At 69.7% G+C, this 24,336-nt stretch carries 19 protein-coding genes and 1 pseudogene; 7 read left to right on the top strand and 13 right to left on the bottom strand.

Annotation, left to right across the window (positions count from 1 at the left end; all coding sequences use genetic code 11):
- Positions 1 to 30: 30 nt before the first annotated feature.
- Both FHX33_RS09350 and FHX33_RS09355 read left to right on the top strand, forming a co-directional pair.
- Entirely contained in the window at positions 31 to 864 is an 834-nt protein-coding gene (locus tag FHX33_RS09350; RefSeq protein WP_021765491.1) for an aldo/keto reductase, read from the top strand.
- Positions 865 to 888: 24 nt separating this feature from the next.
- Entirely contained in the window at positions 889 to 1,305 is a 417-nt protein-coding gene (locus tag FHX33_RS09355; protein WP_021765490.1) for a hypothetical protein, read from the top strand.
- Positions 1,306 to 1,320: 15 nt separating this feature from the next.
- Here the strand turns inward: FHX33_RS09355 and FHX33_RS09360 are convergent, their stop codons facing one another.
- The 3 genes from FHX33_RS09360 to FHX33_RS09370 are packed head-to-tail and all read right to left on the bottom strand — an operon-like array spanning position 1,321 to position 3,847.
- A complete protein-coding gene (locus tag FHX33_RS09360) occupies positions 1,321 to 2,886 on the bottom strand; it encodes a long-chain-fatty-acid--CoA ligase (RefSeq protein WP_021765489.1) in 1,566 nt (521 codons plus the stop codon).
- Between the two features lie 56 nt (positions 2,887 to 2,942).
- Positions 2,943 to 3,233, bottom strand: a complete 291-nt coding sequence (locus tag FHX33_RS09365; protein ID WP_021765488.1) for a transcriptional regulator — start codon at positions 3,231 to 3,233, stop codon at positions 2,943 to 2,945.
- Between the two features lie 5 nt (positions 3,234 to 3,238).
- Positions 3,239 to 3,847 (bottom strand): hypothetical protein, encoded by a 609-nt coding sequence (locus FHX33_RS09370; protein ID WP_021765487.1) that lies wholly within the window; start codon positions 3,845 to 3,847, stop codon positions 3,239 to 3,241.
- A gap of 76 nt (positions 3,848 to 3,923) precedes the next feature.
- Here FHX33_RS09370 and hrpA point away from each other — a divergent pair, with 76 nt between their 5' ends.
- Positions 3,924 to 7,778 carry an ATP-dependent RNA helicase HrpA gene (gene hrpA / locus FHX33_RS09375; RefSeq protein ID WP_021765486.1) on the top strand — a complete coding sequence of 1,285 codons (3,855 nt, stop codon included), beginning with the start codon at positions 3,924 to 3,926 and terminating at the stop codon, positions 7,776 to 7,778.
- A gap of 93 nt (positions 7,779 to 7,871) precedes the next feature.
- Here the strand turns inward: hrpA and FHX33_RS09380 are convergent, their stop codons facing one another.
- The 4 genes from FHX33_RS09380 to FHX33_RS09395 form a co-directional block, all read right to left on the bottom strand.
- Positions 7,872 to 8,657: an SDR family oxidoreductase gene (locus FHX33_RS09380; protein ID WP_021765485.1), complete on the bottom strand. Its 786-nt coding sequence runs from the start codon at positions 8,655 to 8,657 to the stop codon at positions 7,872 to 7,874.
- Between the two features lie 82 nt (positions 8,658 to 8,739).
- Complete coding sequence (locus FHX33_RS09385) at positions 8,740 to 9,528, bottom strand: amino acid ABC transporter ATP-binding protein (RefSeq protein WP_021765484.1); 789 nt, start codon at positions 9,526 to 9,528, stop codon at positions 8,740 to 8,742.
- Complete coding sequence (locus FHX33_RS09390) at positions 9,525 to 10,511, bottom strand: amino acid ABC transporter permease (RefSeq protein WP_183428379.1); 987 nt, start codon at positions 10,509 to 10,511, stop codon at positions 9,525 to 9,527. The genes FHX33_RS09385 and FHX33_RS09390 overlap by 4 nt, the downstream gene beginning before the upstream one ends.
- A gap of 5 nt (positions 10,512 to 10,516) precedes the next feature.
- Positions 10,517 to 11,425: an ABC transporter substrate-binding protein gene (locus FHX33_RS09395; protein ID WP_021764337.1), complete on the bottom strand. Its 909-nt coding sequence runs from the start codon at positions 11,423 to 11,425 to the stop codon at positions 10,517 to 10,519.
- 218 nt (positions 11,426 to 11,643) lie between these two features.
- On the opposite strand from FHX33_RS09395, the gene FHX33_RS09400 reads away from it, so the two are divergent.
- Entirely contained in the window at positions 11,644 to 12,180 is a 537-nt protein-coding gene (locus FHX33_RS09400) for a GNAT family N-acetyltransferase (RefSeq protein WP_021764336.1), read from the top strand.
- On the opposite strand, the gene FHX33_RS09405 is transcribed toward FHX33_RS09400, so the two are convergent.
- The 4 genes from FHX33_RS09405 to FHX33_RS09420 all read right to left on the bottom strand — a co-directional run bounded on the left by FHX33_RS09405 (position 12,144) and on the right by FHX33_RS09420 (position 16,927).
- Positions 12,144 to 13,649: an aromatic amino acid ammonia-lyase gene (locus FHX33_RS09405; protein ID WP_183428380.1), complete on the bottom strand. Its 1,506-nt coding sequence runs from the start codon at positions 13,647 to 13,649 to the stop codon at positions 12,144 to 12,146. The genes FHX33_RS09400 and FHX33_RS09405 overlap by 37 nt on opposite strands.
- Positions 13,649 to 14,950 (bottom strand): NtaA/DmoA family FMN-dependent monooxygenase, encoded by a 1,302-nt coding sequence (locus FHX33_RS09410; RefSeq protein ID WP_021765082.1) that lies wholly within the window; start codon positions 14,948 to 14,950, stop codon positions 13,649 to 13,651. Before FHX33_RS09410 ends, FHX33_RS09405 begins: the two co-directional genes overlap by 1 nt.
- 28 nt (positions 14,951 to 14,978) lie before the next feature.
- The gene (locus FHX33_RS09415) at positions 14,979 to 16,001 is read right to left on the bottom strand and encodes a PLP-dependent cysteine synthase family protein (protein ID WP_183428381.1); all 1,023 of its coding nucleotides are present in this window, start codon (positions 15,999 to 16,001) and stop codon (positions 14,979 to 14,981) included.
- Positions 16,002 to 16,093: 92 nt separating this feature from the next.
- Positions 16,094 to 16,927 (bottom strand): sulfurtransferase, encoded by an 834-nt coding sequence (locus tag FHX33_RS09420; RefSeq protein ID WP_183428382.1) that lies wholly within the window; start codon positions 16,925 to 16,927, stop codon positions 16,094 to 16,096.
- 80 nt (positions 16,928 to 17,007) lie between these two features.
- Here FHX33_RS09420 and FHX33_RS09425 point away from each other — a divergent pair, with 80 nt between their 5' ends.
- Both FHX33_RS09425 and FHX33_RS09430 read left to right on the top strand, forming a co-directional pair.
- Positions 17,008 to 17,559: a TetR/AcrR family transcriptional regulator gene (locus tag FHX33_RS09425; RefSeq protein WP_021763907.1), complete on the top strand. Its 552-nt coding sequence runs from the start codon at positions 17,008 to 17,010 to the stop codon at positions 17,557 to 17,559.
- A 90-nt stretch (positions 17,560 to 17,649) separates the two neighbouring features.
- The gene (locus tag FHX33_RS09430; protein WP_039922916.1) at positions 17,650 to 19,083 is read left to right on the top strand and encodes a DHA2 family efflux MFS transporter permease subunit; all 1,434 of its coding nucleotides are present in this window, start codon (positions 17,650 to 17,652) and stop codon (positions 19,081 to 19,083) included.
- A 65-nt stretch (positions 19,084 to 19,148) separates the two neighbouring features.
- On the opposite strand, the gene FHX33_RS09435 is transcribed toward FHX33_RS09430, so the two are convergent.
- Positions 19,149 to 20,138 (bottom strand): ribonucleotide-diphosphate reductase subunit beta, encoded by a 990-nt coding sequence (locus FHX33_RS09435; RefSeq protein ID WP_021763909.1) that lies wholly within the window; start codon positions 20,136 to 20,138, stop codon positions 19,149 to 19,151.
- A 46-nt stretch (positions 20,139 to 20,184) separates the two neighbouring features.
- A pseudogene (locus FHX33_RS09440) lies at positions 20,185 to 22,739 on the bottom strand (ribonucleoside-diphosphate reductase subunit alpha).
- A 309-nt stretch (positions 22,740 to 23,048) separates the two neighbouring features.
- Here FHX33_RS09440 and FHX33_RS09445 point away from each other — a divergent pair.
- Entirely contained in the window at positions 23,049 to 24,260 is a 1,212-nt protein-coding gene (locus tag FHX33_RS09445; RefSeq protein WP_021758252.1) for an MFS transporter, read from the top strand.
- Positions 24,261 to 24,336 lie beyond the last annotated feature (76 nt).

Here is a 24,336-nt window from a genome sequence, read left to right on the forward strand (position 1 = left end):
GCGCCCGCAACGGCTGGTAGCGTGGTGGATATGGTTGCAAACGCAAATACTCCGACACTGACCCTCAACAACGGAACCACCATCCCGCAGCTGGGCTTCGGCGTCTTCAAGGTCGACCCGGCCGAGACGACGCGGATCGTCACGGATGCGCTCGAGGTCGGCTACCGCCACATCGACACCGCCGCGATCTACGGCAACGAGAAGGGTGTGGGCGACGCCCTCGCCTCCTCCGGCATCGCCCGCGACGAGCTCTTCGTCACCACGAAGCTCTGGAACGACCGGCAGACCGACGCGCAGGCCGCGTTCGACGAGTCGCTCGAGAAGCTCGGCCTCGACTACGTGGACCTGTACCTCATCCACTGGCCGACCCCCGAGAAGGACACCTTCGTCGAGGCGTGGAAGTCGCTCGAGACCATCTACGCGTCGGGCCGTGCGAAGGCCATCGGCGTGTCGAACTTCCTCGTCCCGCACCTGGAGAAGCTGCTCGCGAACACCGACATCGTGCCGGCCGTGAACCAGATCGAGCTGCACCCGGCGCACCAGCAGCCGGCCGTCACCGCGTTCGCGCGCGAGCACGGCATCGAGATCGAGGCGTGGGGCCCGCTCGGCCAGGGCAAGTACCCGCTGTTCGAGCTGCCCGAAGTCGCCGGCGCCGCCGAGGCGCACGGCAAGACCCCGGCCCAGGTCGTCATCCGCTGGCACCTGCAGACCGGCAACATCGTGTTCCCCAAGTCGAACCGCCGCGAGCGCATGGCCGAGAACTTCGACGTCTTCGACTTCGAACTCACCGACGCCGAGGTCGCCGCGATCACCGGTCTCGAGCGCGAGGGCCGCGTCAGCGCGCACCCGAACGAGGTCAACTGACCCCCGCCGGATAAGCTCTCCCTCGTGAAGTTGAGGATCACGACGGCAACGGGCAAGGTCGCCTACATCATCGGGGGCTACGGCCTCCTGCTGGCGTTGAACGTCTTCCTGTTCCAGCAGCTCGTCGACGCGACCGTCGACGTGCTGATCGTGGCCGTCCTCAACCTGCTCTACGTCGGCATCGGCGTCCGCATCTTCCGCGGCGCCGGTGAGAATCGCGAGGACCCGCGCCCCTGGTGGCGCGCGACCGCCCGGCCCGCCGCCGGTTTCTGGATCGGCGGCGGGCTCGCGGCGGCCGCCTTCGTCTCGTGCGTCGGCGCTCTGGCCAGCCGGCCGGAGAACTCGTTCATTCCCACCGTGGCGTGCGTCTGTTACGCGGTGCTGGCGGCGTTCTACCTGCACTCGTCGGTGCGCCTGCTCACGATGGACACGGCGGCCTGACACCGGACGCCGACGTCACACGGTCGCGGCGGCCTCGTAACGCGCGACCAGCTCCCGCTTGAGCACCTTGCCGCTCGGGCCGAGCGGGAGCACCTCCAGGATCTCCACGCGCCGCGGGAACTTGTACGCCGCGACGTGCTCCTGCGCGAACGCGACGAGGTCCTCGCCCGTCGCCTCGGCGCCGGGCATGAGCGTGACGGCGGCCATGACCTCCTGCCCGTGCGTGTCGTGGGCGACGCCGAACACGGCGACCATCGCGACGGCGGGATGGGTGGAGAGCACCTCCTCCACCTCGCGCGGGTACACGTTGTAGCCGTTGCGGACGATCATGTCCTTCTTGCGGTCGACGATCGTGATGTAGTCGTCGTCGCTCTTCGTGCCGAGGTCACCGGTGCGGAACCAGCCGTCGACCACCGCCTCCGCGTTCGCCTGCGGGAGGTTGAGGTACCCCTTCATGAGGTTGTGCCCGCGCACCACGATCTCGCCGAGCTCGCCGCGGGGCAGCAGGTCGATGCGGTCGTCGACCTCGGCGTCCGCGATCTCGACGTCCACGCCCCAGATCGGCGTGCCGACCGTGCCGACCCGCGTCGGGCGCCCGCGGTGGTTGAAGGAGGCGACAGGCGACGTCTCGGTCAGGCCGTAGCCCTCGTGCACGTCGATCCCGTAGACCTCCTTCATCCGCTCGATCACGGCGACGGGGATGGCCGCTCCGCCGCTCATGCCGTAGCGCAGCGGCGGGCGTTCCGGGTTCGTCTTGGCGGCCTCCAGCAGCGCGATGTACATCGTGGGGACGCCGGTCATGATCGTGCAGCCGTGCTCGTTCAGCAGGCGCAGAGCCGTGGCGGGATCGAACTTGGGGACGAGCACCACCGTGGCGCCCGCGCGGAAGCCCATGTTCATCACGCAGGTCTGCCCGAAGGTGTGGAACAGCGGCAGGCAGCCCAGGATGCGGTCGCTGGGCTCGATGTCGAGCGTCCCGGCGAGCAGCACGTTCACCTGCTCGATCAGCGAGAAGTGGCAGCCCTCGGCGCCCTTGGGCTTGCCCGTGGTGCCGCTGGTGTAGAGGATGGTGGCCGTGTCCAGCGGGTCGCGCGGCACGTAGGTGACCACGGGCTCCGCCGCGGCCGCCTCCACCTCGAGCCGGGGGAACGGCAGCTGCTCCGCCAGCTCGTCGGGCACCAGCACCGACAGCACCGGGATGCCGGCGAGCGCCGCACCCTTCGCGCCCTCGCCGAGCAGCGGCGCCGCGCAGATCAGCACGGCGGCGCCGGAGTCCTGGAGCACGTATGCGATCTCCTCGGCCTTCAGCAGCGCGTGGATCGGGACGACCGTCGCCCCGAGGGCCAGCGCGCCGTAGTAGACGCGCGGGAAGTCGGGGACGTTCGGGATCATCAGGGCGACGCGGTCGTCCGGCCCGATCCCCCGGTCGCGCAGCGCTCCGGCGTAGCGGCGCGTCTGCTCCCACAGGTCGCCGTAGCTGATCTCCGCGCCGTTGAAGATCAGCGCGATGCTCTCGGGGCTGCGATGCGCCGTCTCCGCGAGGATGCTCGCGACGGACATGGTGGCGAAGCCGTGGGACATGGGGTGGTCTCCTTCATCGTCGTTGACAAGGACCGGGTGAGGGAAACCTACCCCATTCACCCCCCGATGATGCTGCGAAGTGCCGCCGTGTAATCCTCGAATGCGCGGCGGCCGGTCGTCGTGAGTGCGAGGTAGGTGACGGGGACGCGTCCGCGGTGGGTCTTCTCGACCGCGATGTAGCCGGCGTCCTCCAGTTTGCGCAGGTGGGTGGCGAGGTTGCCGGCGGTCAGGTCGAGCAGCTCCTGCAGCCGAAGGAAGGACATGCTGCCGTCCTCGGGGACGGTGGCGAGGGTGGCCGTGATCTTCAGGCGCGCGGCCGCGTGGATGACCGGGTCGAGCTCGTCCACGGGCCTCAGCTCCGCAGCGAGCGCGCCGTGATGACCGCTCCGGAGCCGAAGATGACGGCGGCCGCGATGGCGAGCACCAGGAGGTTCGGGCCGAGGCCGAGGAACGGGACGACCGCTCCGACGACCAGCAGGGCCAGGCCGAGGACCAGCTGCACCGTGTCATGCCAGAGCGCCGCGCCGCCGAGATACAGCGTGCCGCACATCAGGGCGTACGCGCTCGGGAAGTAGATACCGGCGAGGTCGTCCGGCATTCCCTGGGCCAGGAGGCCGATGCCGAGCAGGGCGAACGCGATCGAGCAGACCGACCACGAGATGCCGTAGACCGTGCCGGCGAACTGGGACTGGCCGCGCAGCCCGCGCCCGATGCGCGAGCCGATGACGGCGGACGCGACGATGGAGGCCACGATCAGCACCGCGAAGACGATGCCGGCGGCCACGGGGTCGAGGACGCCGAGCACGGCCAGGTAGAGCGCGAGGAACCCGACCAGCCAGGCGAACGCCCAGATGGAGTAGAGCCACACGACGGGGAGGCGGAGTCCGCGGTCGACGCGACGCTGCTGACCATCGATCAGGTCGAGCATCTCCCGGGCGTCGCCGGAGTTGTCTTCGTTCATGATTAACTTTGTAGCACAAAGTGCTCTGCATCCACAACGATTTTGTGATCGCTGCGCCGGATAGAATGGAGGGCTCATGACTGCGACCTCCGCCCTCCCCCGCATCACGTTCCCGCCCGAGCTGCCGGTCAGTCAGAAGCGGGACGACATCGCGCGCGCCATCCGGGACAACCAGGTCGTGATCGTGGCCGGCGAGACGGGCTCGGGCAAGACGACGCAGCTGCCGAAGATCTGCCTCGAGCTGGGCCGCACCTCCATCGGCCACACCCAGCCGCGCCGCATCGCGGCCCGCACGATCGCCGAGCGCATCGCGGAGGAGCTGGGCCAGACCGTCGGCGAGCTGGTCGGCTACCAGGTGCGGTTCACCGACCGCGTGTCGGCCGAGACGCGCATCAAGCTGATGACCGACGGCATCCTGCTCAACGAGATCCACCGCGACCGGCTGCTGCGCAAGTACGACACGATCATCATCGACGAGGCCCACGAGCGCAGCCTCAACATCGACTTTTTGCTCGGCTACCTGCGCGAGCTGCTGCCGAAGCGGCCGGACCTCAAGGTGATCATCACCTCGGCGACCATCGACCCCGAGAGCTTCGCCGCGCACTTCGCCGCGGCCGACGGGTCACCCGCGCCGATCGTCGAGGTCTCCGGTCGCACGTTCCCGGTCGAGGTGCGTTACCGCCCCCTGGTCGCCGAGACGCTCGAGGACGAGGACGACCCCGATCCCGTCCCCACCGCCGACCGCGACTACCTGCAGGGCATCAACGACGCGCTCGACGAGCTCGCGCGCGAGGCTCCCGGCGACGTGCTCGTGTTCCTCTCCGGCGAGAACGAGATCCGGGATGCGGCCGACGCCATCCGCGGCCGCAACCTCCCGGGCACCGAGGTGCTGCCGCTGTACGGCCGCCTGTCGTCCGCCGAGCAGCACCGCGTCTTCCAGCCGTCGTCCACGCCCGGTGTCCGCCGCCGCGTCGTGCTCTCGACCAACGTCGCCGAGACCAGCCTCACCGTGCCCGGGATCAAGTACGTGGTGGATGCCGGGACCGCCCGCATCAGCCGCTACAGCACGCGCGCCAAGGTGCAGCGCCTCCCGATCGAGGCCGTCTCGCAGGCGAGCGCGAACCAGCGCTCCGGCCGTTCGGGCCGCACCAGCGACGGCATCGCGATCCGCCTGTACTCGCAGGAGGATTTCGAGAAGCGCCCCGAGTTCACCGAGCCCGAGATCCTGCGCACGAACCTCGCGGCCGTCATCCTGCAGATGATCTCGCTCGGGCTCGGCGACATCGCCGCCTTCCCGTTCCTGACCCCGCCGGACTCCCGCGGAATCAAGGACGGGCTCGACCTCTTGACCGAGCTCGGCGCGATCACGACGGCGCGAGGCGGAGACCCTGCGCTCACGAAGGTCGGGCGCTCGCTCGCTCTGCTGCCGATCGACCCGCGGTTCGCGCGGATGGTCGTCGAGTCGAAGCGCCACAGCACCTCCCGCGAGGTGATGGCCATCGTCGCCGGGCTCACCATCCAGGACCCGCGTGAGCGCCCGGTCGAGAAGCGGGGCAGCGCGGACGAGAAGCACGCCCGCTTCGCCGACCCGACCAGCGACTTCCTCACCCTGCTGAACCTCTGGAACTACCTCGAGGAGCAGCAGAAGGAGCTCTCGTCGAGCGCCTTCCGCCGCCTCTGCAAGGCCGAGTACCTCAACTTCCTGCGCGTGCGCGAGTGGCAGGACGTCTACCGCCAGCTCCGCCAGCTCGCCAAGCCGCTCGGCCTGACGATCGGCGATGCGTCGGTGAACCCCGACGGCATCCACCGTTCGCTCCTCGCGGGCCTGCTGTCCCACATCGGGTTGAAGGACCTGCGCGAGTCAGGCAACAAGGGCGGCGCGCGCACCCGCCAGTCCGAGTACCTCGGCGCCCGCCAGGCACGCTTCGTGATCTTCCCGGGCTCGACGCTGGCCAAGAAGCAGCCCAACGCGCTGATGAGCGCCGAGCTGGTCGAGACGAGCCGGCTCTTCGCGCGGATGAACGCCGCGATCGACCCCGCCTGGGCCGAGCCGATCGCCGGCGATCTCTGCAAGCGGCAGTACAGCGAGCCGCACTGGGAGAAGAGCCAGGGCTCCGTCGTCGCGTACGAGAAGGTGACGCTGTTCGGCGTGCCGATCATCCCGCGCCGACGCATCCAGTACTCCCGCATCGACGCGCCGCTCGCGCGCGAGCTGTTCATCCGGCACGCCCTCGTCGACGGCGAATGGGACTCGCACCAGGCCTTCGACCGCGCCAACCGTAAGCTCCGCGCCGAGCTGCGCGAGCTGGAGGAGCGCACCCGCCGCCGCGACATCCTGAACGACGACGAGAGCGTCTTCGACTTCTACGACCGGCGCATCCCGGCCGAGGTGGTCTCCACCCGCACCTTCGAGGGCTGGTGGAAGAAGGCGCGCACCGAGACGCCCGACCTGCTCACCATGACGCCGGAGTCGCTCATCGACGAGGATGCGGCGGAGATCGACGAGGAAGCGTTCCCGCCGGTCTGGCGTCAGGGCGACCAGCGCCTCACGCTGCGCTACCGGTTCGAGCCGGGCGCCGAGGATGACGGCGTCACCGTGCAGGTGCCGCTCCCGCTGCTCGCCGGGCTCGTTCCCGACGGCTTCGACTGGCAGGTCCCCGGCCTCCGCCACGAGCTGGTCACCGCGCTGATCAAGTCGCTCCCGAAGGCGATCCGCCGCCAGGTCGTCCCCGCCGCCGACTGGGCGCAGCGCCTGCTCGGCGAGCTCTCCACGACCGCGGGGATGCGCGCCCACGAGGGCGAACGGCCCGCCGCCTCCCTCACCGACACCCTCGCTGCGACGATCTCGCGACTGACCGGCTCGCGGGTGAGCGGCACGGACTTCGACGCCGAGCGGCTCCCCGCGCACCTGCGCCCCACCTTCCAGGTGATCGGCGAGCGCGGCCGGCCGCTCGCCAGCGGAAAGGATCTCGGCGCCCTGCAGGAGAGCCTGCGTTCGCGCGCCCGCGACTCCGTCGCCCGCGTCGCCGAGGCGCGCACGCCCGACGCGATCGAGCGCACCGGGCTCACGACCTGGGACCTCGACGAGCTCCCCCGCTTCCTCGACAGCACGCACACCGGTCCAGGGGGCTCGACGAACACCATCCGCGCCTACCCGGCGCTGGTCGACGACGGGCAGAGCGTCTCCATCCGCCTCATGAGCACGCCCGCCGACCAGGCCAAGGCCATGCCGGGCGGGGTGCGGAGGCTGCTGCTGGCGAGCATCCCGTCACCCGTCGCGTACGTGCAGCAGCACCTGACGGCCAACGAGAAGCTCACGCTCGCGGCGAGCCCGTACCCGAACACGAAGGCGCTCTTCGACGATTGCCTGCTCGCCGTGATCGACTCGGTGCTCTACCGGATGAAGCCGGACGGCCAGGTCTTCATGCGCGCCGAGTTCGAGGCGGTGCGCGACCGCGTCTCCGCCATCGTGATGGACTCGATGTTCGAGACGGTCGCGCTGGTCACCCGCATCCTCACCGCCTCCCGCGCCGCCGAGAAGGCGATCGGCGGGGCGACTTCGCTGGTGTTCCTCGCCTCCCTGAATGACGCGAAGGCGCAGCTCGCCGGGCTGGTCTATCCGGGCTTCGTCTCGGCGACGGGGATCGAGCAGCTGCGGCATCTGCCGCGGTATCTGGCCGGCATCACCCAGCGCATCCAGGCGCTGCCGGTGAACCCCGGCCGCGACCGCGCGTGGCAGACCCAGGTGGAGACGGCCGTGGCGCTCTACACCGACGCCGGCGGCCGCATCCCGCTCGCCCCGAACAGCCCGCCCAACATCGCGCACGCCCGGTGGATGCTGGAGGAGTTCCGCGTCTCGCTCTTCGCCCAGTCGCTCGGCACTGCCGAGAGCGTCTCTCTCCAACGCATCCGCAAGGTGCTCGCGGGCTGAGCCGCGGCTCGCCGAGTGCGCAGAAAGTGCACGAAGTGTCCGGTCACACGCGTACTTTTCGCGCACTCGCCGACGTGCGAGCGGCGCGAGCGACTAGACGCCGAGGTTGAAGCCGCCGTTGGAGTGGAGCAGCTGGCCGTTGATCCAGCCGCCGGCGGGCGAGAGCAGGAACCCGACCAGGTCCGCCGTGTCCTGCGGCGTGCCGAGCCGGCCGAGCGCGGTCTCGGCGGCCAGCTCGGTCGCGAGCTCGGGCGTCATCCACCCCGTGTCGATCGGCCCCGGGTTGACGAGGTTCGCAGTGATCCCGAGGTGCGCAAGCTCGACGGCCGCCGCCTTCACGATGCGGTCGAGCGCTCCCTTGCTCGCGCCGTACGGGAGGTTGTGGGCGGTGTGATCGCTCGTGAGCGCAACGATGCGCCCCCAGCCGTGCGGCCCCTCGTACGCCTCGGCGAACGCCTTGATGAGCAGCCAGCTCGCCCGGGTGTTGACCGCGAAGTGGGCGTCGAAACTCTCGACCGACGTGTCGAGGATGCCGCTGTCCACCGAGTGCGCGTGGCTCAGCACCATCGCCCGCACCGGGCCCAGCTCGTCGCGCACACGGGCGATCAGGGCAGTGGGCGTCTCCGGATCGGCGAGGTCGGCCTCCAGAGGCAGCACCCGCGCTCCCGACGCGCGCAACTGCGCGGCCAGCTCGTCGTGGAACGAGGGCTCGCTGCCGAACGGCATCGTCGCGTCGTAGCCGTCCCAGTACGAGAACGCCACGTCGTAGACGGTGGCCAGGTCGGCGGCGATCTGTGCGCCGATGCTCCGCGCCCGCCCGACGCCGGTGATCAGGACCACGGGTCGTCGCTCGTCGTCCTGGATCGCCTCGTCGCTCATCCCGCGATGCTATCCGTTCCGGACTTCCGTCCGCGACACGCGGTGCGCGAGCGTGCAGAAGTCCGGAACGGATGGCGGGAGGCTAGAGCACCTTCGAGAGGAAGGCCTGCGTGCGCTGGTGCTGCGGGTTCGCGAGCACTTCGCGCGGGTCGCCCGACTCGACGACGACGCCGCCGTCCATGAAGACCAGCTCGTCCGCGACCTCGCGGGCGAAGCCCATCTCGTGGGTGACGACGACCATCGTCATGCCCGACTGCGCCAGGCCCTTCATCACGTCCAGCACCTCGCCGACCAGCTCCGGGTCGAGAGCGGAGGTCGGCTCGTCGAAGAGCATCAGCTTCGGGTCCATCGCCAGCGCGCGGGCGATCGCCACGCGCTGCTGCTGACCGCCCGAGAGCTGCGACGGGTAGTGGTCGCCCTTGTCGCTGAGGCCGACGCGCGCCAGCAGCTCCTTCGCCCGCTCGACCGCGCGGGCCTTCGGCAGGCCCTTCACCCGGATGGGCGCCTCGATGATGTTCTCGAGGGCGGTCATGTGCGGGAAGAGGTTGAACCGCTGGAACACCATCCCGATCTCGCGGCGCTGCTTCGACGCCTCCTTCGGCTTGAGCTCGTAGAGCTTGTCGCCGTGCTGGCGGTACCCGACGACCTCCCCGTCGACCGAGAGCCGCCCCGCATCCACCCGCTCGAGGTGGTTGATGCAGCGCAGGAAGGTCGACTTGCCGGAGCCGGACGGGCCGATGATGCAGAGCACCTCGCCCTGCTTCACCGACAGGGAGATGCTCTTGAGCACCTCGTTGGAGCCGAAGCTCTTCGAGACGCCCTCCGCGAGGACCATGGGCGTCGCGGACGTGGCTGCGTTGATGTCGGTCATCCCTTGCCTCCGAGGTCGTTTCCGTCCGGTGCTCCCGCCGCAGGCAGCGCGCCTGTCGCGAGTGCCGGCTCCCGGTTGTCGGGACGGCGCGCGTTGATGCCGCGCGAGAACCGCTTCTCGAGGAAGTACTGCCCCACCATCAGGATGGAGGTGAAGAGCAGGTACCACAGCGAGGCCACGATCAGCAGCGGCACCGGCGTGTAGGTCACCGCCGAGATGTCGCGCGCCACGCCGTACAGGTCGGTGGTGAGCGGGATGGCCGCCACCAGCGAGGTCGTCTTCAGCATCGAGATGACCTCGTTGCCCGTCGGCGGGATGATCACACGCATGGCCTGCGGGATGACGATGCGCGTCATCGTCTGCCACCACGACATGCCGAGAGCGGTCGCCGCCTCCTCCTGACCCTCGTCGACCGAGAGCAGGCCGGCGCGCACGATCTCCGCCATGTACGCGGCTTCATTGAGTGCGAGGCCGATGATGGCGATGATGAACGCGTTCTGCATGAAGCCGAGGTCGAAGGAGAAGTGGAACTCCGTCCACGGCACCCCGAGCACGATCTGCGGGTAGATCAGCGAGAACAGGCCCCAGAAGACGAGCTGGACGTACACCGGCGTCCCGCGGAAGATCCACAGGTACAGCCAGGCGATCGACTTGACGACCGGGTTCGGGGAGAGGCGCATGACCGCGAGCACGAGGCCGAGGATGACGCCGATGACCATCGAGTAGACGGTCAGCTGGAGGGTGACCAGTGCAGCGGCACTGATGCGCCGGTCGAAGACGTACTTGCCGACGTACTCCCAGCCGTAGGCGCTGCGCTGCGCCGCGTCGACGACGAACCAGACGAGCACCAGGATGAGCAGCACGGCGAAGACGATCCGCCACGGGTGCTTGAGCTTGATGGCCTTGATCGGCTCGGAGGCCGGGGCGCCGGCCGGCGGCGGGGTCGTCCCCGCCGCCGGCCGGCCCGGGTTGCCCTGGGACATGCGTGTCAGCCCTTCGAGGCGGCGTTGACCTCGGCCTTGGTGACGGCGCCGTCGGAGACGCCCCACTTGTCCAGGATCTTGCCGTAGGAGCCGTCGTCGATCAGCGCCTGGACCGTCTTCTGCAGCACCGGCGTGAGGTCGGAGCCCTTGGCGACCGGGAGGCCGTAGGGGGCCTCGTCGAACGTCTTGCCGGCCTCCTGGAGCTTGCCGTCGGTCTTCGAGATCGCGTACAGGGTGACGGGCGAGTCGGCGCTCAGGGCGTCCGCCTTGCCGAGGATGACCGCGTTGGTGGCGTCGTCCTGGGTGTCGTAGCGGAGCACCTGGATGGCCGCCTTGCCCGCGTCGGTGCACGCCTTGGACTTGGCGGGGACCTCGTCGGTGTCCTCATACGTGGTCGACTGCACGGCGACCTTCAGCCCGCAGGCGTTGTCGGGGTCGACGGTCTTGCCCTTGGCGGACGCCCACAGGATGCCCGCGCTGTAGTAGTTGACGAAGTCGACCTGCTGCTCGCGCTCGGTCGTGTCGGTGAACGAGGACATGCCGAAATCGTCCTTGCCGCCGGCGACCGACGGGATGATGTTGTCGAACTTCGCGATGGCGAACTCGACCTTGACGCCGAGCTTGGCGGCGATCGCGTTAGTCAGGTCGACCTCCCAGCCGACGGGCTGGCTGTTGTCGTCCTTGTACTCGTTCGGCGGGTAGGTGTTGTCCATGCCGACGACGAGCTTGCCGGCCGACTTGATCTTCTCGGGCAGCGAGGCGGCGAGGGCGTCGTCCTTCTTCACGTCGACGGCGGCGGCGCTCGACGTCGAGGTGCCGCTGCTGGACGGGGTGGAGTTGTCGACACAGCCGGTGAGGGCCAGCGCGGCGACAGCGGCGAAAGCGGCCACCGGGGCCACGGATCGGATACGCATGATGGTGATGGTCCTTCTTCCTGGATGCAAGGGTTGCAGGAGGTATGGGGAGCATACCCCAGCGCTCGGGCGCAGTTCTCACACTAATTTGCGCGTGAAACGGCGCTTTTCCTGCAGGTTTCCAACAGATTTCGCGTTTCCTTGCGTGGAATCCGTTGCGAATGACGATCTGTGACCCCGCTCCCGCGCGTGTCGCTGAGCTGTCGTATCGTCGATGCGTGACCGAACCGAGATCCGGCGACGCGCCGCAGCAGACCCTGGCCGCGACCGCCCGCGTCGTCGTCACCCGCCCCGACGACCCTCGCGCCGCGCCTCTCGTCGAGGAGCTCTCGCGCGAGTACGACGAGCGCTACGGGCTGAACGACGGCATCCCCTCGTCCGTCGAGCTCACCCGCTACCCCGCCGAGCGTTTCACGGTCGCGGAGGGGGGAACGTTCCTCCTGCTCGTCGACGAGGAGGGGCACGCCGTCGCCGGCGGGGCCTTCATGCGGGAGGACGCGGACACCGTCGAGGTCAAGCGGGTCTGGACCCACTCGGCGCACCGCCGGCAGGGCCTGGCCCGCCGCGTGATGGCCGAGCTCGAGGCGGAGGCAGCCCGCCGCGGCATCCGGTCGATCGTGCTGACGACCGGCGCACGCCAGCCGGAGGCGGTCGCCCTCTACCTCTCGCTCGGCTACGCGCCGCTGTTCGATCTCGACGACGACTGGGAGAAGGTCTCCTACCTGGGGTTCCGCAAGGACGTCGCAGCCGGCTGAGCACGCAGCTCCGCCGCGGCCTGCTCGACCAGCGTGCGGGCCGGAGCACCGGCCTCGATGACCTCCTCCAGGCGCATGGCCAACGGCCCGGTGACGGAGCCGGCTGGGAGCGCGCCGTTCGCGTGGAGCAACTCGACGGCGTGCAGCGCCTCGGCAGCGAACACCTCGGCCGCGAGGGCGAGCGAGCGCTGAGCGAGGCGAAGGGCCAGCGGGGCGAAGGACGAGTGATCCTCCACTCCGGAGAGTGTCGTGCTTCCCAGGGTGGCGGGGACCGCCAGCTGCTTGAGCTCAGCAGCCGCCGATGCCGCGGAATACAGCAGCAGTCCGGGGACCCGGGTGCGCCCGTCGGCACGTGCAGGCGCCAGTGCGACGGAATGCGCCGCGGTACGCCGCTCGGACGCCGCCGCGACGTGCGCGATCGCGAGCCGCAGCCCCTCGAACGCGAGCGCGAGCGGGAGGGCCTGGAAGTTGCCGCCCGAGACCAGCCGGCCTGAGGCGATGTCGACGACCGGGTTCTCGCTGCGCGCGGCGAGCTCCAGCTCGAGTTCCGTGCGGACACGCTCGACGGCCTCCCTCAGTGCACCGTGCAGCTGCGGTGCGCTGCGGAAGGCGAGCGGATCCTGCACGGTCACGGGCCGCGCCGGGTCGTGCAGCACGCTGCCGTCGAGCGCCGCGCGGATCGCGGCCGCCGAGTCGATCTGGCCCCGGCCGCCGCGGGCCTCGGCCACGATCGCCGTGTACGGGCTCGGGTTCCCGGCAGGACCCGCCGCGGCTGCGGCTTCCAGCGAGAGGGCCACGGCATGGTCCGCGACGGCGGTCAGCGCCTCGGCGTCGAGGAGCGCGAGAGAGCCGACGCCGATGCTGTACGCGTTCGAGCTGAGGGCGGCGAGGGCTTCGTGCGGCGCGGGATCGAGCGGTTCGAGTCCCGCCGCGGCCAGCGCCTCCCGGGCCGGGCCGCCGCTCACGCTCCCGTCGATCACGGCGCCGTCGCCGGTCACCACGGCCACGACCTCCGCCAACGCGGTCAGGTCGGCCGCGCCCACCGAGCCCCGTGAGGGGATGAAGGGGACGACGCCCGCGTTCAGGATGTCGGCGTAGGCCTGGGCGAGCACCGGACGGACCCCGGCTCCCCCGCGCGTGAAGCCGGCCAGCCGGGCGACGACGACCGCGCGCGCCTCCGGCTCCGACAGCGGGTCGCCCACCCCGCCGCGGTGGTTCGCGATCGTGCGGCGCTGGAAGGCGGCGAACTCCTCCGGGTCCACGGCGTCGTCGCGGCCTGCACCCAGCCGGCGGTTCAGGCCGTAGACCGGCTCGCCCGAGGCGATGGCGTGTTCGACGACGGCACGGGAGGCCGCGAGCGTCTCGCGCGCCTCGGGCGTCAGCTCCACCACCGCGCCGTCGGCGACGGCCGCGATGTCCTCCGGGCGCGGGGCCGCGGCGCCGAGGCGGATCGGAGCGGCGGCGGCCATCAGAAGTCCTGGAGGTTGCGGCGCAGTCCGCCGTCGCCCAGCTCGGTGCGTAGCAGCCCACGGCGCCGGAGTGCGGGCACCAGCGGGTCGAGCGTGCGGTGCACGTTGGCGGGATGCACCTGGCCGGTGAAGAGGAAGCCGTCGCCGCCGACCGCCTCCCCCAGCTCGCCGAGGTGGTCGGCGATCCCGTCCGCCGTCCCGACGATCGCCAGGCCGTCCTTCTTGGCGCGCGTCTGCAGGATCTCGCGCAGCGTCGAACCGGCCGGAGCCGAGCGGACGAAGTTGTCGAGCGTGCCCTGGTTGCTGTTGGTCGTGAGTTCGGGCAGGGGCGCGTCCAGATCGAACGTCTTGAAGTCGACCCCGGTGAGGTACGAGATCGACTGCAGCTGCTCATCGATCGCGGCTTGCGTCAGCTCGGCGCGGGCGGCCCGCACCGTCGCGGTCTCCTCGGCGTTCGCGGTGACGATCGGCTGCACGACGAAGAGGACCTTGATGGCGTCGGCGTCGCGGCCGTTCTCGACCGCGACGGCCCGGATGCTGTCGCGGTACTCCCGCATCCGCTCGGCCGTCGAGGCCAGGGCCAGCACCACGTCGGAGTTCTTGCCCGCGAAGTCGCGCCCGCGGCCGGACGCGCCGGCCTGGACCATCACCGGCTCCTCGGCGGCAGGAGCAGTGTTCAGGGGCCCGCGCACCCGGAAGAACCGGCCTTCGTGGTCGATCGTGTGCACCTTGCGGAAGTCGGCGTAGACGCCGTTCGCGACGTCCTCGACGATCGCGTCGGGCTCCCAGCTGCGCCAGAGCTTGCGGACGACATCCACCCACTCGTCGGCGCGGTCGTAGCGGAGGTCGTGATCGATCTGCTTGTCGAGGCCGTAGTTCTGCGCCGCGAGATCGGAGCCGCTGGTCACGACATTGAAGCCGAGCCGGCCTCCCGCGAAATGCTGCAGCGTGCTGAGCAGGCGGGCCGCGGTGAACGGCTCGTAGAAGCTCGCGCTCAGGGTCGGGACGATGCCGAGCCGGCTCGTCGCACCGAGGAGGTACGGGACGAGCGGCAGCGGATCGTGCTTCGGGACGAACCGCGCGGCCGAGAGGTTGACCTCGGCGCTGCCGCCGTAGGTGTCGGGCACGGCGACGCCGTCCTCGATGATGAACAGGTCGAGGCCGCTCGCCTCGAACGCGCGCGCGGCGTCCTGGTAGATCGGCGGCTGGCGCCAGTCGTACCCGACGCCGTAGGTCGGGTCGCCCCAGCCCTGCACGCCGAAGCCCGCGCCGAGGAACCAGCCGAAATGGAGGAGTGCCATGTGTCTCTTTCGTCCGCGTCGTCAGTCGTCAGTCGGCGTCGACGCCGGAGGCCTGCAGCCACAGCGGGTCGAACGCCTTCGTCAGGTAGTTGATGCCGCCGTCCGGCGCGATCGCCACGACCACGGAGCCCGCGGGAGCCCGCTCCGCGATGCGCAGAGCGGCCGCGACCGCCAGCCCTGACGACGGGCCGAGCAGAAGGGCCTCCTCGGCCGCCAGACGGCGCACCGTACGGTACACCTCGGCGTCCTCGATGGTGTGGACCTCGTCCACCACCCCGTGATCGAACGTCTCGGGCCAGAACTCCCGTGGCCACGCGCTGCCGACGCCGTCGACGAGGATGCGCCCGGCGGGGCCGCCGCCGTAGGTGGAGCCGACCGGGTTGGCGCCGTAGACGCGCACGGCGCCTCCGGTGACGTCTTTGAGGAAGCGGCCGGTGCCGCTGACCGTGCCGCCGGTGCCGATCGAGGCCACGAAGTGGGTGACCTGGCCGCCGGTCTGCCGCCAGATCTCCGGGCCGGTGCCGCGGTAGTGCGCGTCGGGGTTCGCGGTGTTCGCGAACTGCGCCGGTCGCCAGGCGCCGGGCGTCTCGGCGGCGATCCGGTCGGCGAGGGCACGCGGGTTGGCCGGGTCGTCCGGTGCGGCCTCCCAGTCGGCCTCCACCAGGCGGGCGCCGTAGGCGGCGAGCACCTTGCGCTTCTCGTCCGAGACGTCCGCGGCGTGCACGATGACCACGGGATGCCCGGTCAGGCGGCCGATGAGCGCCAGGCCGATCCCGGTGTTGCCGCTCGTGGCCTCCACGATCGTGGCACCGGGCGCGAGGGCGCCGGACGCCTCCGCGGTCCGGATCATGTTGAGCGCGATCCGGTCCTTCGACGAGCCACCCGGATTGCGGCCCTCGAGCTTCACGAGCACGCGCGAGCCCAGCCCCCGCGTCAGCGTGTGCAGTTCGACGACGGGAGTGTTCCCGATGAGCGCCGCGACCGAGTCGCAGACCTCGACCTCCGGCAGGGCGCCGGGGAGGTCGGAGGGGCGGACGTCGAGCGTGGTCATGGAGGGAGACTAGGCGCTCACGCTGGGAAGGCGCACGCCTGTTGCCGCGTATTACAACCGAGCAGGGCGCGTCGCGGACGGTCGTCCCGGATTCACTCCCCGGTCGCGACCGGCCGCGCGGGGTCGTTGGACCAGGCGGAGAACGAGCCGGGATAGAGGGCGGGCGTCGGCAGGCCCGCGACCTCCAGGGCGAGCACGGTGTGCGCGGCCGTCACGCCGGAGCCGCAGTACACGGCGACGGCCGTGCCGGGCACCGCGCCGAGCGCCGCGAACCGCTCGGCGAGCCGTTCGGCCGGCAACAGGAGTCCGTCGGCGTCGAGCGCCTCCACGGTCGGTGCACTGAGCGCGCCCGGGATGTGACCCGCCCGCGGATCGACCGGTTCCACCTCTCCGCGGTACCGCTCCCCGGCGCGGGCGTCGAGGAGCACGCCGCGCTCGGAGAACGACGCGGCATCGTCCGCATCGATGGTCGGGAGGCTGCCGAACGCGAGAGACACCTGTCCGGGCTCCGGGGCCGTCGCTCCGGTCTCCACGTCACCGCCCGCCGAGATCCAGGCGGTGAGGCCGCCGTCGAGCACACGAACATTCCGCACCCCGGCGTGGCGGAGCAGCCACCAGGCGCGGGAGGCGGAGGTCCCGGAGACGTCGTCATAGACCACGACCGCGTCTCCATCGTTCAGCCCCCACTGGCGCGCGGCGTCCTGGAACTCGGCCTCGTCGGGCAGCGGATGCCGTCCCTCCGTCGGTGCGCCGTGCCTGGCGAGCTCGGTGTCCAGATCGACGTATACCGCTCCGGGAATGTGGCCACGCTCGAACTCGGCGGCACCGGGAGGTCCGCCCAGCTTCCAGCGGACGTCGAGCAGCCGGGGCGGGGTCGACGTCGCGAGTTCTGCGGCGAGTTCGGGAGCGGAGACGAGAGGACGCATGACCCGATTCTCGCACCGCTTCCGCCGTGCTCTCGCCTGAGGCGTTGTGGTCGTACGAGAGTGAGTGTACAGTCACTCACATGCCACGAACGCTCTCCACCGCCGACGACCGCCGCGAGGCCGTGCTCGCCAGTGCGATCACCGTCTTCGCCCGCACCGGCTACCTCGGCACGCCGATCGCCGCCGTCGCCTCGGACGCCGACATCTCCCCTGCGTACGTCTTCAAGCTGTTCCCCGGCAAGGAGAGCCTCTTCGTCGCCGCCCTCGACCGGTGCTTCGAGCTCATCGAGGACGCGCTCGAGCGCGGAGCCCGTACGGCGGCGGACGGCACCCCGGACGAGATCCTCGATGCCATGGGTCTCGCCTATGCCGAGTTGATCTCCGACCGCTCGCTCCTCATGCTGCAGGTGCACGCACAGTCCGCGGCCGACGTGCCCGAGATCCATGATGCGCTCCGCCGCGGCCTGGCCCGGGTCACCCGGTTCGCAGCCACGCGCTCAGGGGCAGACGGCGCCGCCATCCAGCACTTCATCGCCTGGGGCCAGCTGTGCCACCTGACGGTGACCCTCGGTCTCGACGACCTCCCCGACGAGTGGGCGCGCACGCTCACCCGCGGCATCCGTCACCCCTGAGGCGGCCGCCGGCTTCTCCCTATCGGCCCTCCATTCCTGCTCCATCCCTCAAGAGTGATTGATCAATCACTCACACCGAAAGGACAGAACATGACATCGTCAACCCGCATCGCGCCTCACCCCGGCGGCCTCGCATCCGGCGCCCGCTCCATGCACCCGTGGTGGGCTCTGACCGTCCTGGCGCTGGCCCAGTTCCTCGTCGTCCTGGACGCGTCCATCGTGAACATCGCCCTCCCCAGCGTCGGCGCAGCACTCCACCTGGGTACCGCCTCCCTGGCGTGGGTCGTCACCGCATACGTGCTGCCGTTCGGCGGCCTGCTCCTGCTCGGCGGGCGCCTGGCCGACCGCTTCGGCCACCGGCGGATGTTCCTCGTCGGGGTGGCCGGGTTCGCCGCGGCGTCCCTGCTGGCGGGCCTCTCGACGAGCGGAGGGATGCTGCTCGCCTCCCGCGCTCTCCAGGGCGGGTTCGCGGCACTGCTCGCGCCGGCGGCCCTTGCGCTGCTCACGCTCCTCTTCCCCGACGGCGCCGCCCGAGGCAAAGCGCTGGGCGTCTGGGGCGCGGTTGCCGGGATGGGAAGCGCCGCCGGCGTGCTCCTCGGCGGGGTGCTCACCGCCTCCTTCGGCTGGGCGTCGGTGTTCTTCGTGAACGTACCCGTGGGGGTCCTCGTCGTCCTCGTGCTCCCGCGACTGCTTTCCCGGGACCCCCGGACGAGCAGTGCGCCGATCGACACCGCGGGCGCCGTCACCGCGACCCTGGGCCTCGCGTCCGCCGTCGCTGCTCTGAGCGAGGGTGGCGTCTTGGGCTGGACGCACCCGATCGTCCTCGGCCTCGTCGTCGCCGCGCTCGCCCTCCTCACGGCGTTCGTCATCGTCGAGCGTCGCGTCGCGCACCCGTTGCTGCCCTTCGGCTTCTTCCGCAACCGGGATGCCGCCGCGGGCAACGTGGTGATGCTGCTGGTCGGAGGCTCGACCGTGGCCCTGTTCTTCGCCCTCTCGGTCTACCTGCAGGAGGTGCTCGGGCTCGACGCCCTGAGCGCCGGCCTCAGCCAGCTGCCGCTCGCCCTCGCTCTGGTCGCGGTCGCAGGCGGGGTCCCCGCTGTGGTGGCCCGCGTCGGACTGCGGCCCGCCCTCACCGGCGCGCTCCTGCTGCTCGCCGCGGGCGTGACGTGGTTCGCGCTGGCCGGACGGACCGGGCTCGTGACCGGGTTCATCCTCCCGAGCGTGGTCATCGGAGCCGCCCTGGGCGCGACGTTCGTGACGGCCACCCAGCTCGCCGTCCGCGGTACGGTCGAGGCCGAGTCCGGCCTCGCGAGCGGCCTCGTCAACACCAGTCAGCAGGTCGGCGGCGCAGTGGGACTGGCCGTCCTCGGCGGGATCGCAGCGGCCCAGACGGCGTCGCTCGTGCACTCGGGATCGACGCCGGTGGACGCGACGGCCGGCGGATTCCAGCTGCTCTTCTTCGGAGTGGCCGGGTTCGCCGTGGTGGGCGCGATCGTGACGACCGTCATGCGGCGCCGAGCCTGACGGCGCGAACGGCGAAGGGGCGGCCCGGGATGTCCCGGGGCCGCCCCTTCGTGTGCGCGCGTGCGTCAGTGCCCGGTGGACGCCTTCGCGTTCGACTCGTACGAGGTGTTGGTCGACTCGAAGAAGTTGACCAGCTCGAGGGTGTCGTTGGCGGTCGCCATCCACTTGGCCGGGTTGGAGACCTTGTACTCAGCCTCGAACCCCAGCTCCTCCAGGCGACGGTCGGCCAGGTAGCGGACGTACTGGTTGATGTAGTTCGCGTTGAGGCCCAGGATGCCGCCCGGCAGGAGGTCGCGGTTGTACTGCTCCTCCATCTCGACGGCGTCGAGGATCATCTGCCGGATCTCGTTGGCGAACTCCGGCGTCTGCAGGTCGGGGTTCTCCTCGAGGACCGTGAGGATGAGGTTGATGCCGAACTTGAGGTGCAGCGACTCGTCGCGCACCACCCAGTCGATCAGCGAACCGAAGTTGCGCAACAGGTTCCGCTGGCGGAACGAGAGCGCGACCATGAAGCCCGAATAGAACCAGATGCCCTCGAGGATCACGTTGTACGCGACGAGGTTGCGGATGAAGTCCTGCTTGCCCTCGGTCGTCGTGATGTCGAGGGTCTGCTCGGTCATCCGCTTGATGAACTGGACCTCGAACTCCTCCTTGCGGGCCATCGACGGCACGTCGACGTGGGAGTTGTAGGCCTGCTCGCGGTCGATCGGGAACGTCTCGAGGACGTACTCGAACGACATGCAGTGGTTCGCCTCCTCCCACATCTGCTTGGCGAGGTAGAGGTGCGCCTCGGCCGCGTTGATGTAGGGGTAGACGCCGAACGCGAGCGCCTTGTTGACGAGGAGCTCGTTCGGGTTGAAGTAGCTCATCAGGAAGGTGACCGCGTGACGCTCCTCGTCGGTCATCTTCTTGAAGTCGGCGATGTCCTCACCGAGCTGGATCTCGTTCGGGAACCAGGTGTTCGCGACGGCCTGGTCGTACAGGTCCATCGCCCACTGGTACTTCACCGGCTTGAGCAGCAGGCCCTCTTCGATCCCGGTACCCAGGATGCCCATAGTTCTGTTTCTCCTCTTCAGACTCGACGGCGCGCGCAGTGCGTGATTACTGGCAGGACTCGCACTGCAGGTCGTCCATCGGGTCGACCGGCACGTAGTACTCCTCGATCTTGGTGGCGGTGTTCATTACTTGTCACCTCCCGAGAGACCTCCGAAGCCGAACCCGCGGCGAGCGGGGGCGGCGGGAGCCGGTGCGGCGGCGGGCTCGGCCGCGGCGGCCGGCGCACCGGCGCCGACGGTCGCGAAGCCCTTGCGGCCGCCCGAGATCTCCTCGGACTTGTTGACCTTGACCGTCGACTGCTCGGCCTGGTGACGCGGCTTCATGTGGAGGTAGTACGTCGTCTTGACGCCCTTCTCCCACGCTGCGTAGTAGATGTCCATCATGTCGCCGAGGTCCCGGGTCTCCAGGTACATGTTGCGGCTGATGGCCTGGTCGATCCACTTCTGAGCGCGGGCCGCGACCTCGATGAAGGCGTGCGGCGAGAGCTGGAAGCTCGTCTTGAACGTCGCCTTGATCTCGTCCGGGATCGCAGCGATGCCCTGGATGTCGCCCTGCGAACGGAGGATGGACTCGCGCACGTCCTCCCACAGGCCACGCTCCTGGAGCGCGGCGACCAGGTTGCGGTTGACCTCGAGGAACTTGCCCGACGAGGTGGACCGGCTGAAGATCTGCGAGAACTGCGGGTCGAAGCCGGGGGTCGTGCCGGCCACGAGGCCGATCGACGCCGTCGGGGCGATCGCCATCAGGGTGGCGTTGCGCATGCCGCCCTTGACCTTCTCGCGCAGGCGGTCCCAGTCGAGGCGGATGGTGCGGTCCACGGTGATCGGGACGCCGCGGTCGGCCTCGGTGAGCGCGATCGAGTCGTAGGGGACGAGGCCCTTCGACCAGCGCGAGCCCTCGAAGTTCGGGTACGCGCCGCGCTCCTGAGCGAGGTCGGCGCTCTCGTCGATCGCCGCGTACGAGACGTGCTCCATGATCTCGTCGATCAGGGCGTACGCCTCCTCGCTCTCGTAGCTGAGGCCGAGTCGCTCGACGATGTCGGTGAAGCCCATCACGCCGAGGCCGATGGCGCGGTTCTGCTGGTTCGAGAAGTCGGCCTCGTCGACGCTCGACACGGTGATGTCGATGAGGTTGTCCAGCTGGCGGACCGCCTGGCGGGCGCTCTCCTCGATGCGGGCGAAGTCCATCTTGCCGTCGACGATGTGACGGGAGAGGTTGATCGACGCCAGGTTGCAGACCGAGACGTTGTCGCGGTCCTGCGGCAGCGTGATCTCGGTGCAGAGGTTCGACAGGTGGATGGTGCCGGTGTTGTTGTTGAGGGCACGGTTGTTGATCGTGTCCTTCCAGGTCAGCCACGGGTGGCTGGTGGTCTGGAGGCTCATCAGGATGTCCTTGAACTGGGCGCGCGCGCTCATCTTCTTGAACATCACGATGCGGCCGGCCTCGGCCTCGTCGATGTAGTGCTGGTAGCGCTCCGAGAACTCCTTGCCGTAGAGCTCGTTGAGGTCCGAGACCTCCAGCGGGTCGAACAGGTACCAGTCCTGGTCGTTCTGGACACGCTTCATGAACTCGTCACTGATCCACACCGCGGTGTTGGCGGTGCGGGTGCGGCGGTAGGGGTCGCCGGAGTTCTGGCGCAGGTCCAGGAACTCCGGGAAGTCCATGTGCCAGTTCTCCATGTAGAAGCACAGGGCACCGAACTTCTTGCCGCCACGGCTGACCGCGCGCAGCACCGAGTCGATGGTGTGCATGAACGGGATCGGACCGGTGGAGGTCGTGTTGTTCGAGCGGATGGGCGAGCCCTGAGCACGCAGCTTGGTGACCGAGAGGCCGATGCCGCCGGTGCCCTTGGTGAGCCACATGACGTCGCGGACCGACTTGGCGATGTGCTCGATGTCGTCCTGCATCTCCATGACGAAGCAGTTGGAGAGCTGCGGGTACGCGGTGCCGGCGTTGACGAGCGTGGAGCCCGCGGCCAGGTACTCGAGCTTCGACATCTTCTCGTAGAAGGCGAGGGCGTGGCTCGTCGGGTCGGCCTCGTTGAGCGAGAGGCCCATCGCGATGCGCATCCAGAAGTACTGGGGCACCTCGAGCGAGTCGCCGTTGCGGGCCTTGATGCCGTAGCGGTTGTTGAGGGTCACGACGCCGATGTACTTGAGCAGCTCGTCGCGCGACGGGTCGAGCGCGGAGGAGAGGCGGTCGAGGTCGAAGAGCTGGGTGAAGCGGGAGTCGAGGAGGGTCTCGGCGACGCCGCGCTCGACGTACGCGCGGAAGTGCGAGCCGTGGAGGGAGACGAGCTCCTCGAAGTCGGCGTAGTCACCGAGGACGCGCTTGTAGATCGTCTTGAGGAGGAGGCGTGCGGCGACGGTGTCGAACGCCGGGTCGTCCTTGACGTTCTGCAGGGCGACCTGGATGACGGCCTCGTCGAGCTGCTGGGTCGTGATGCCGTCGAAGAGAGTGAGCTCGAGCTCGCTCGCGATCTGGGTGACCCAGGTGATGTTGTCGTCCAGACCCTGGGCCGCCGTCTCGATGGCCAGGTTGATCTTGTTGGCGTCGTACGGCTCGCGCTCGCCATTCCGCTTCACGACGGTGATTGGCACGTTCTCTCCCTCTTCGCACTGCCGTCAACCCGAGTGGCGGCATGGTCGTGCACCGGCTCCCTCGAAGGGCTGGTCCGGCGCTGTTTCCCCGTGGATCGAGCCGCAGCGAGGCGATTTCCGCGTGCTGCGGCGATCCGTGTTTGACCACTATATAGCGGGGTGCCGACATTTCCATCCCCCCATATCTAGTGGGCGTGTCGTCCACAGATGTGCATGAGTTATGCACATATCCACAGGCCCTCATGCGGGTGACGCACTCTGCGTGGACCCTCGTGGAAGGCCGTTTCCGCCCGATAGAGTGATCGGATTGTGAGCAGTTACTCGAGCCTTCTGAAGACCCCCGGTGTCGCGCGGATCATCGCCGCACAGCTGACGGCGCGGTTCCCCTTCGGCATGCTCTCGCTCGCCTTCCTGCTGCACATCGAGCGCGTCCACCACTCCTACGGGGCGGCCGGACTCGTGCTCGCCGCGATGAGCATCGGCCAGGCGATCGCCGGACCGATGACGAGCCGCCTCATGGGCGTGCTCGGGATGCGCGTGGTGCTGTGGACGACGCTGGCGTTCTGCGCCGTCGCCGTCGCCGTGATCGGCCTCGTCGTGATGCCGATCCCCGTGACGATGGCCGTCGCCTTCTTCGCCGGCCTCAGCATGCCGCCGATCCAGCCCGCCGTGCGCACCATCTATCCCAAGATGGTCAACTCGCGGCAGCTCACCCCGCTCTTCTCGCTCGATGCGTCCGCGCAGGAAATCATCTGGATCGCGGGTCCGGTGGCGATCACCTTCGTCTCGACCCAGATCGGCACCGTCGAGGGCATCCTGATGTCCGTGGCGATCATGCTGCTCGGCGGCTTCTGGTTCATCGCGTCGCCCGAGGTCGGGCGCGTGCGCATCCCGCGCAGCAAGCGGCGCTTCGGCGTGGTGCTCACCCGGCCGCCCGTGCTGCTGGCGACGGTCGTCGGCTTCCTGCTCATCGGCTCGTGCGCCGCCGTCGAGGCGGGCGTCGTCGCCACCTTCGACGAAGGCTCCCCACTCTCGGGCATCGTCCTCGCCATCTGGTCCGTCGGCTCCCTCGTCGGCGGTCTCGCCTTCGGCCACGTCCCGATCGGGCCGTGGGCCACCGCCCGCCGCATGCTGCTCGTGTTCATCGGCGTCAGCCTCTCGAGCTTCATGCTCTGGTCGCCGTGGGCCCTGTCCGCCACCCTCCTCATCGCCGGTGTGGGCATCGCCCCGGCCCTCGCGGTGCTCTTCGCGATCGTCTCCGCCAGCGTGAAGTTCTCCGACACCGCCGAGGCGTACGGCTGGGTCGGTACCGGACAGCTCATCGGTGCGGCCCTCGGCTCGGCCCTCGCGGGGTTCCTCATCGACGGCTTCGGCGCCCTCGGTGCCTTCTGGGCCGCCGCGCTCTTCGCCCTGGTCGGATTCGTCGTCGCCGCCCTGGCGCACCGCATCCACCCCGATCTCCGCGGCCGCGACGCCTCCCCCATCCCCGACACCGAGCCCGTCCCCGTCCAGCCCTCCTGACCCGCTTCTCGCGAGACGTGACTTGTTGCGGGTGTGGGGCACTCCCCACCCGCAACAAGTCACATCTCGCGAGGGA

This window comes from Leifsonia aquatica, from assembly GCF_014190775.1.
Taxonomy (GTDB): domain Bacteria; phylum Actinomycetota; class Actinomycetes; order Actinomycetales; family Microbacteriaceae; genus Leifsonia; species Leifsonia aquatica.

Bases quoted from the DNA above. Each gene is read 5' to 3' on its own strand.
- FHX33_RS09350 (WP_021765491.1), top strand. From the start codon at position 31: ATGGTTGCAAACGCAAATACTCCGACACTGACCCTCAACAACGGAACC.
- FHX33_RS09360 (WP_021765489.1), bottom strand. From the start codon at position 2,886: ATGTCCCACGGCTTCGCCACCATGTCCGTCGCGAGCATCCTCGCGGAG.
- FHX33_RS09370 (WP_021765487.1), bottom strand. From the start codon at position 3,847: ATGAACGAAGACAACTCCGGCGACGCCCGGGAGATGCTCGACCTGATC.
- hrpA (WP_021765486.1), top strand. From the start codon at position 3,924: ATGACTGCGACCTCCGCCCTCCCCCGCATCACGTTCCCGCCCGAGCTG.
- FHX33_RS09380 (WP_021765485.1), bottom strand. From the start codon at position 8,657: ATGAGCGACGAGGCGATCCAGGACGACGAGCGACGACCCGTGGTCCTG.
- FHX33_RS09385 (WP_021765484.1), bottom strand. From the start codon at position 9,528: ATGACCGACATCAACGCAGCCACGTCCGCGACGCCCATGGTCCTCGCG.
- FHX33_RS09390 (WP_183428379.1), bottom strand. From the start codon at position 10,511: ATGTCCCAGGGCAACCCGGGCCGGCCGGCGGCGGGGACGACCCCGCCG.
- FHX33_RS09395 (WP_021764337.1), bottom strand. From the start codon at position 11,425: ATGCGTATCCGATCCGTGGCCCCGGTGGCCGCTTTCGCCGCTGTCGCC.
- FHX33_RS09405 (WP_183428380.1), bottom strand. From the start codon at position 13,649: ATGGCCGCCGCCGCTCCGATCCGCCTCGGCGCCGCGGCCCCGCGCCCG.
- FHX33_RS09410 (WP_021765082.1), bottom strand. From the start codon at position 14,950: ATGGCACTCCTCCATTTCGGCTGGTTCCTCGGCGCGGGCTTCGGCGTG.
- FHX33_RS09415 (WP_183428381.1), bottom strand. From the start codon at position 16,001: ATGACCACGCTCGACGTCCGCCCCTCCGACCTCCCCGGCGCCCTGCCG.
- FHX33_RS09420 (WP_183428382.1), bottom strand. From the start codon at position 16,927: ATGCGTCCTCTCGTCTCCGCTCCCGAACTCGCCGCAGAACTCGCGACG.
- FHX33_RS09425 (WP_021763907.1), top strand. From the start codon at position 17,008: ATGCCACGAACGCTCTCCACCGCCGACGACCGCCGCGAGGCCGTGCTC.
- FHX33_RS09430 (WP_039922916.1), top strand. From the start codon at position 17,650: ATGACATCGTCAACCCGCATCGCGCCTCACCCCGGCGGCCTCGCATCC.
- FHX33_RS09435 (WP_021763909.1), bottom strand. From the start codon at position 20,138: ATGGGCATCCTGGGTACCGGGATCGAAGAGGGCCTGCTGCTCAAGCCG.